Raw genomic sequence first — 6,770 nt, forward strand, 5'->3', positions numbered from 1 at the left:
CGACGGACCACGGAAACAGGAGTGAACATGGCCGAACCACTTGTCGCCACGAGCGTCTTCGACAGACTGCTGAAGGACCGCATCATCTGGCTGGGGTCGGAGGTGCGCGACGACAACGCCAACGAAATCTGCGCGAAGATCCTGTGGCTGGCGGCGGAGGACTCCGAGAGGGACATCTACCTCTACATCAACTCGCCCGGCGGCTCGATCACGGCCGGCATGGCCATCTACGACACGATGCAGTTCGTGCCCAATGACATCGTGACGGTCGGCATCGGCATGGCCGCATCGATGGGTCAGCTGCTGCTCACCAGTGGCACCAAGGGCAAGCGGTACATCACGCCGAACGCCCGCGTGCTGCTGCACCAGCCGCACGGCGGCTTCGGCGGCACCGCGAGCGACATCCAGACGCAGGCTCAGCTGATCCTGTCGATGAAGCGCCGCCTCGCCGAGATCACCGCGGCGCAGACGGGCAAGTCGGTCGAGCAGATCAACCTCGACGGCGACCGCGACCGCTGGTTCACCGCGGAAGAGGCGCTCGAGTACGGCTTCGTCGACCACATCCGCGAGCACGCCGCAGACGTCACCGGCGGCGGAGGAACCGCCGTCGACGGCGTCGGCGACGACACCGCCAACTGAGACCCCCGAAGGAGACACAGAACATGAACACACCCACCTTCGGCGGCGCCACTCAGGGCCTGCAGATGCCGAACAGCCGCTACATCCTGCCGCAGTTCGAGGAGCGCACGGCCTACGGCTACAAGCGCCAAGACCCGTACAACAAGCTCTTCGAGGACCGCGTCATCTTCCTGGGCGTCCAGGTCGACGACGCCTCCGCAGACGACGTCATGGCCCAGCTGCTCGTTCTCGAGTCGCAGGATCCCGACCGTGACATCGTCATGTACATCAACTCGCCCGGTGGCTCGTTCACCGCGATGACGGCGATCTACGACACCATGCAGTACGTGTCGCCCGAGATCTCCACCGTTGTCCTGGGCCAGGCGGCATCCGCTGCTGCCGTGCTGCTGGCGGCCGGCGCCCCCGGCAAGCGGCTCGCCCTGCCCAACGCCCGCATCCTGATCCACCAGCCCGCAGTGGGCGAGGCCGGGCACGGACAGGCGTCGGACATCGAGATCCAGGCCGCCGAGATCCTGCGCATGCGCACGTGGCTGGAGGAGACGCTCGCCAAGCACTCCCACCGCACTCAGGAGCAGGTGAACAAGGACATCGACCGCGACAAGATCCTCTCGGCGCACGATGCCCTCGAGTACGGCCTGGTCGACCAGGTGCTGACAACGCGCAAGCGTCAGCCCGCCGCCATCACCAGCTGACAACCGCACCGCCCGAAGCCCCGCCGTCGCCTGTCGATGCGCGGGGCTTCGTCGTTCTCCGCCGCAAGTGTGACGACATGGTGACGTGCAAATGCGGCCCGATGTCGCACCCAGCGGTTAGGCTCGCAAGTGCTCCCGACCCGGGGGAAGTGAGGAGGGCCTGATGGCTCGCATCGGTGAAAGTGCCGACCTGTTCAAGTGCTCCTTCTGCGGCAAGAGCCAGAAGCAGGTCCAGCAGCTCATTGCAGGCCCGGGCGTCTACATCTGCGACGAATGCGTCGAGCTGTGCAACGAGATCATCGAAGAGCGCATGGCCGAGTCCGGCACCGGCGAGGTCGCCGACTTCGATCTGCCGAAGCCGCGCGAGATCTTCTCGTTCCTCGAGGAGTACGTCGTCGGTCAGGAGCCCGCGAAGCGTGCACTGTCGGTCGCGGTGTACAACCACTACAAGCGCATCCGCGCGCTCGGCACGCTCAAGCCTGCCGAGCAGCGCGCCGACGACATCGACATCGCCAAAAGCAACATCCTGCTGCTGGGTCCCACGGGTTGCGGAAAGACCTACCTCGCGCAGACTCTCGCGAAGCGCCTGAACGTGCCGTTCGCGGTGGCGGATGCCACGGCACTCACCGAGGCGGGCTACGTCGGCGAAGACGTCGAGAACATCCTCCTGAAGCTGCTGCAGGCGGCGGACTTCGACACCAAGCGCGCCGAGACGGGCATCATCTACATCGACGAGGTCGACAAGATCGCCCGCAAGGCCGAGAACCCCTCGATCACACGCGATGTCTCCGGTGAGGGAGTGCAGCAGGCGCTGCTGAAGATCCTCGAAGGCACGGTCGCCTCGGTCCCGCCGCAGGGCGGCCGCAAGCACCCTCATCAGGAATTCATCCAGATCGACACCACGAACGTGCTGTTCATCGTCGCGGGCGCCTTCGCCGGACTCGAGGAGATCATCTCCTCCCGCGTCGGAAAGCACGGTGTCGGCTTCGGCGCACCCCTGCACGACAAGGGGCAGAACCTCAACCTCTTCAGCGACGTGCTGCCGGAGGACCTTCACAAGTTCGGTCTGATCCCCGAGTTCATCGGTCGTCTTCCCGTCGTGGCATCCGTCTCGCCGCTCGACCAGGACGCGCTCATGGAGATTCTCACCGAGCCGCGCAACGCCCTCGTGAAGCAGTACCAGCGCATGTTCGAGCTCGACGGAGTGCAGCTCGAGTTCGAGGAAGAAGCACTTCGCGCCATCGCCGACCTTGCTGTGGCCCGCAAGACCGGTGCGCGCGGCCTGCGCGCCATCCTCGAGGACGTGCTGGGACCCATCATGTTCGAGATCCCCTCTGCAGACGACGTCGAGAAGGTCGTCATCACGCCCGCCGTCGTCGAGGGTGCTGCTCCGACCCTGCTGCTGCGGCAGAAGCGCAAGAGCGCCTGACCCACCCCGGCGAGGGCCATTCCGCCGCGACAGGGCGGCCGCAATCGGCGAATGTGCACAAGGGCAGAAGACCCACGTTGCTGCATCAAGCCGCAGAAAGTCAATTGCCGAAAGCTGCTCGGCCCCAGGCCGTTAAGCTCGCCCCACGACACATATCGATGGGGATGCAGCCATGTCCGATCAACCCGAATACATGCCCGTCCGCCACCACGAGGGCAGCGTTGCGGGATCGGGCGAGCGGATGCGCATCGCCCCCCTGCGCTGGTACGGCTTCAGCACCGGCGGCGGCAGATTCGTCGTGAGGACCGACCCTCGCTCCGCGCTTCGGGCCGCGGTCGCCCAGCTGCAGGCGGTCGGCTTCGCGCTGGGCGACGAGACGTTCCAGCGGCGGCTGACCGAGTCGGGTTCGAAGTGGCTGGCGCAGGACCTGCGGCTAGGCAACATCAAGGAGTCGTGGAAACGCGGATTCATCTCCTGGGTGGTGGAAGATACGGGCCTTGAGTTCTTCCGGCGGTTCTGGCGCGGCGCGGCGCCGACACTCGTCGTGGCGGCGGCACGCGAGACGGCCAGTGGGACAGAGCTGGTCATCTACCCGCACACGTCGTGGCGCGGCGGATCTGATCAGAACGACGCCGCACCGCTCATGCGCACGACCCTTGCGGCACTGGCGGACCACTTCTCCAACAGCGGCGCCTTGATCTCCTTCGAAAAGCTCCGCGGGATCAAGAACGACGGTTCGCCGGCCTCGCAGGCCGTGGTCCGCGCAATGCTCGGCTGGCGCTGAGACCTGCGGCGACGCGATCTCCCGCGCCGCCGCAGCGACGGTCAGTCGGCCAGGCCGCGACGCTCCAGAAGGGGCGCGATCTCGGCATCCCGACCACGGAAGTCGCGGTAGGCCTCGAGCGGGTCCTTCGACCCGCCGACACCCAGCAGTCGCCGGCGGAAGCGGTCGCCGTTCTCACGGGTCAGGCCGCCGTTCTCCTCGAACCACTTCACGGTGTCCGCGTCCAGCACCTCGCTCCAGATGTAGGAGTAGTAGCCGGCGCTGTAGCCGCCGGAGAACACGTGCGCGAAGTAGGTCGACGAGTAGCGCGGGGGCACGACGGGGGAGTCCAGCCCGATCTCGGCGAGGGCGGCGGCCTCGAAAGCGGCGACGTCGATGTGCTCAGCCGCCTCGGCAGCGCCCAGCCGGTGCCAGGCCTGGTCGATCCACGAGGCGGCGAGGTACTCGCTGGTGGCGAAACCCTGGTTGAAGGTCTCGGACTCCGCGAGCTTCTCGACCACGTCGGCAGGCAGCGGTTCGCCGGTGTCGATGTGCCGGGCGTAGTTGGCCAGCACCTCCGGCCAGTAGATCCACATCTCGTTGACCTGGCTGGGGAACTCCACGAAGTCGCGGTACACGTTCGTGCCGGCGAAGCTCGGGTATGTGACGGTGGCGAAGAGGCCGTGCAGCGCGTGCCCGAACTCGTGGAACAGCGTGTTGACCTCATCGAGGGTGAGCAGCGTCGGCTGTCCCGGCGCCGGCCGTGACACGTTGAGGTTGTTGACCACCACCGGATCGGTGCCGCGCAGACGCGACTGCAGCACGATGGAATTCATCCACGCCCCGCCGCGCTTGGTGTCGCGGGTGTAGAGGTCCAGCACGTAGAGGCCCAGCGGCGAGCCGTCGGCGTTGTGGATCTCGAAGACGCGCGCCTCGGGGTGGTACGCCGGCAGGTCGGGTCGCTCGGTGAACGTGATGCCGTAGAGGGCGGATGCCGCGTAGAACACCCCGTCCCGCAGCACTCGCTCGGCTTCGAACCATGGCCGCAGCGCCGAGCGGTCCAGCGCGTACCGCGCCTCGCGCACGCGCTCGGTGTAGAACGCCCAGTCGTGCGCTTCGAGCGGGAAGGGCTCACCCTCGCCGTCGATGATCTCCTGCAGCGCGGCACGCTCTCGTTCCGCGTTGCGGGCTGCGGGCGCTGCAAGCCGGAACAGCAGGTCGCGCACCGCATCGGGCGACCCCGCCGTCTCGTCCGACGTGATGTAAGCGGCGTGGCTGGCGTATCCGAGCAGTTCGGCACGCTCGGCGCGCAGGCGCACGATCTCGCGGAGCACTTCACGGTTGTCGTTGTCGTTGCCGCGGGAGCCGCGTGAGCGGGAGGCCGCCATGATGCGTCGGCGCGACTCGCGGTCGGTCAGCGACGACAGGTACGGGTGCCCGGTGAAGAGCGTCAGGGTGACGACGTACGACCCGTCGAGTCCACGGTCCGCGGCTGCTTGGGCAGCGGCCGACAGCTCGCCATCGGTGAGGCCCTGCAGCTCTGCGACATCGTCGAACACAACGGCGAGATCATTGGTGTCGGCGAGGAGATTCTTCTCGAACGTGTTCGTCAGCACGGAGAGGCGCTGGTTGAGCGCGGTCAGGCGCTCTTTCTCGGCATCCGACAGTCCGGCGCCGGCGTGGGTCATCTGCGTGTAGCGGCGCTGCACGAGATAGCGCTGCTCCGCGGTGAGGTCGAGCTCCTCGAGACGCTCGAAGAGCGACCGCACCCGCTCGTAGAGTCGGCTGTCGAGCTGAATGGCGTCCTGGTGGGCGGACATCAGGGGGGCGAGGGATTCCTCGACCTGCTGGATGTCGGGCGTGGCATCCGCCGATGACACCGTGTAGAACGTGCGGGCAACCCGGCCCAGCAGATCGCCGGAAGACTCCAGGGCGGTCATGGTGTTCTCGAACGTCGCGGCATCCGCGTTCGCGGTGATGGCGTCGACCTCCGCGCGCTGCTGGGCGAAACCGACCTCGAACGCCGGCAGATAGTGCTCGGCGCGGATGGCCGGGTAGTCCGGCAGTCCGTAGGGGAGAGGGCTCGGCTGCAGCAGGGGGTTGGTCTCGTCCGTCATCGTCTCAGCCTAGGGCGCGGGTGCGGCCCTCGCGGCGGGACGCACACGACGCACGGCGGCTGCGGCCGGGAATGCTCGGCGTGCGCGCAGGGTTCCTCTCCGTACGGGGCGCAGCAGCGACCCTGCGGCGGACACCACGCCGGAGCCCGATCGAAGGAAGCACCATGGCGACGCTGGGAATCATCGGAAGCGGACACATCGGATCGGCGGTCGCCCGTCTGGCGGTCGCGGCGGACATGAACGTGATCATCGCCAACTCGCGCGGACCCGAGACGCTGCAGGATCTGGTCACCGAACTCGGCCCGCTGGCCCAGGCCGGCACGGTGACCGACGTCGCCGACGGGGCCGATGCCGTCGTGCTCTCCATCCCGCTCAAGGCGGTTGCGGACCTGCCAGAAGGGCTGCTGTCCGACACGCTCGTGATCGACACGAGCAACTACTACCCGTCCCGCGACGGGAGCATCCCGGAACTGGCGGACAACACCGTGACCACCAGCGAGCTGGTCCGCAATCAGCTGGGCGCCACCCGCTACGTGAAGGCCTTCAACAACATCGTGTCCGCGCACATCCCGGCCTTGGCCCGGCCGGCCGGCGCGGCCGACCGCACCGCGCTGCCGATCGCGGGGGATGACGCACAGGCGAAGTCCGAGGCTGCCGCAATCATCAACCGTCTCGGCTTCGATACGGTCGACGCCGGAACGCTCCACGAAAGCTGGCGCTTCGAGCCCGAGACCCCCGCCTACGGGAAGATCTACTTCAGCGACCCGGCGCTGCCCGAGGATCAGATGATGGACGCCGAGCCGGCTCCCACCCCGGCGTCTGAGGTGCGTGAGGCGCTCGACGCCGCGACGCGGGTCGACGTCGCCGCACGGCGGTTCTAGCCGGCCGGCTCAGCCGAACTCGTCGTCCGGGTCGTGGCCGACCACCGCGTTGCCGTCGGCGTCGAGCGACACCACGACGCCCGTCTCGAGTTCCGCGACGGGTCGCCCCTCGAGAAAGGTCAGCGTCCAACGCGGCCGCGGCTGACCCAGCTCGTCGGTGGGCATCGCCCGATCGACGGCGTGGATCTGACCGCGGATGCTGTCGGGCACCGACCGGGGCGGTTCGTCGCCGGAGGTCCAGCGTGTTCC

General features: G+C 67.6%; 7 protein-coding genes. 5 read left to right on the forward strand and 2 right to left on the reverse strand.

The features are described from left to right. Nucleotides 1-27: 27 nt before the first annotated feature. The 4 genes from NQ160_RS15795 to NQ160_RS15810 all read left to right on the forward strand — a co-directional run bounded on the left by NQ160_RS15795 (nt 28) and on the right by NQ160_RS15810 (nt 3,544). Nucleotides 28-639: an ATP-dependent Clp protease proteolytic subunit gene (locus NQ160_RS15795; RefSeq protein WP_257516127.1), complete on the forward strand. Its 612-nt coding sequence runs from the start codon at nt 28-30 to the stop codon at nt 637-639. Between the two features lie 23 nt (nt 640-662). Continuing rightward, nucleotides 663-1,331 carry an ATP-dependent Clp protease proteolytic subunit gene (locus NQ160_RS15800; protein ID WP_257516128.1) on the forward strand — a complete coding sequence of 223 codons (669 nt, stop codon included), beginning with the start codon at nt 663-665 and terminating at the stop codon, nt 1,329-1,331. Between the two features lie 163 nt (nt 1,332-1,494). After that, nucleotides 1,495-2,760, forward strand: coding sequence for an ATP-dependent Clp protease ATP-binding subunit ClpX (gene clpX / locus NQ160_RS15805; RefSeq protein WP_257516129.1), 1,266 nt, complete (start codon nt 1,495-1,497; stop codon nt 2,758-2,760). A 172-nt stretch (nt 2,761-2,932) separates the two neighbouring features. Continuing rightward, nucleotides 2,933-3,544 carry a hypothetical protein gene (locus tag NQ160_RS15810; protein WP_257516130.1) on the forward strand — a complete coding sequence of 204 codons (612 nt, stop codon included), beginning with the start codon at nt 2,933-2,935 and terminating at the stop codon, nt 3,542-3,544. A gap of 41 nt (nt 3,545-3,585) precedes the next feature. Here NQ160_RS15810 and NQ160_RS15815 read toward each other — a convergent pair whose 3' ends face one another. After that, nucleotides 3,586-5,640: a M3 family metallopeptidase gene (locus NQ160_RS15815; protein WP_257516131.1), complete on the reverse strand. Its 2,055-nt coding sequence runs from the start codon at nt 5,638-5,640 to the stop codon at nt 3,586-3,588. Nucleotides 5,641-5,711: 71 nt separating this feature from the next. Between NQ160_RS15815 and NQ160_RS15820 the strand changes: the two genes are divergently transcribed. Next, on the forward strand, nt 5,712-6,521 hold the full coding sequence (locus NQ160_RS15820) for an NADPH-dependent F420 reductase (RefSeq protein ID WP_257516132.1): 810 nt from the start codon (nt 5,712-5,714) through the stop codon (nt 6,519-6,521). Nucleotides 6,522-6,530: 9 nt separating this feature from the next. Here the strand turns inward: NQ160_RS15820 and NQ160_RS15825 are convergent. Beyond that, nucleotides 6,531-6,770: hypothetical protein (locus NQ160_RS15825; RefSeq protein ID WP_257516133.1), on the reverse strand; the 240-nt coding region annotated here is incomplete at its 5' end.

It is taken from the genome of Microbacterium sp. zg.Y909 (assembly GCF_024626565.1).

What these genes read in the sequence shown, in the direction of transcription:
- NQ160_RS15800 (WP_257516128.1), top strand. Translation starts at nt 663, where the DNA reads ATGAACACACCCACCTTCGGCGGCGCCACTCAGGGCCTGCAGATGCCG.
- NQ160_RS15810 (WP_257516130.1), top strand. Translation starts at nt 2,933, where the DNA reads ATGTCCGATCAACCCGAATACATGCCCGTCCGCCACCACGAGGGCAGC.
- NQ160_RS15820 (WP_257516132.1), top strand. Translation starts at nt 5,712, where the DNA reads ATGCTCGGCGTGCGCGCAGGGTTCCTCTCCGTACGGGGCGCAGCAGCG.
- clpX (WP_257516129.1), top strand. Translation starts at nt 1,495, where the DNA reads ATGGCTCGCATCGGTGAAAGTGCCGACCTGTTCAAGTGCTCCTTCTGC.
- NQ160_RS15815 (WP_257516131.1), bottom strand. Translation starts at nt 5,640, where the DNA reads ATGACGGACGAGACCAACCCCCTGCTGCAGCCGAGCCCTCTCCCCTAC.
- NQ160_RS15795 (WP_257516127.1), top strand. Translation starts at nt 28, where the DNA reads ATGGCCGAACCACTTGTCGCCACGAGCGTCTTCGACAGACTGCTGAAG.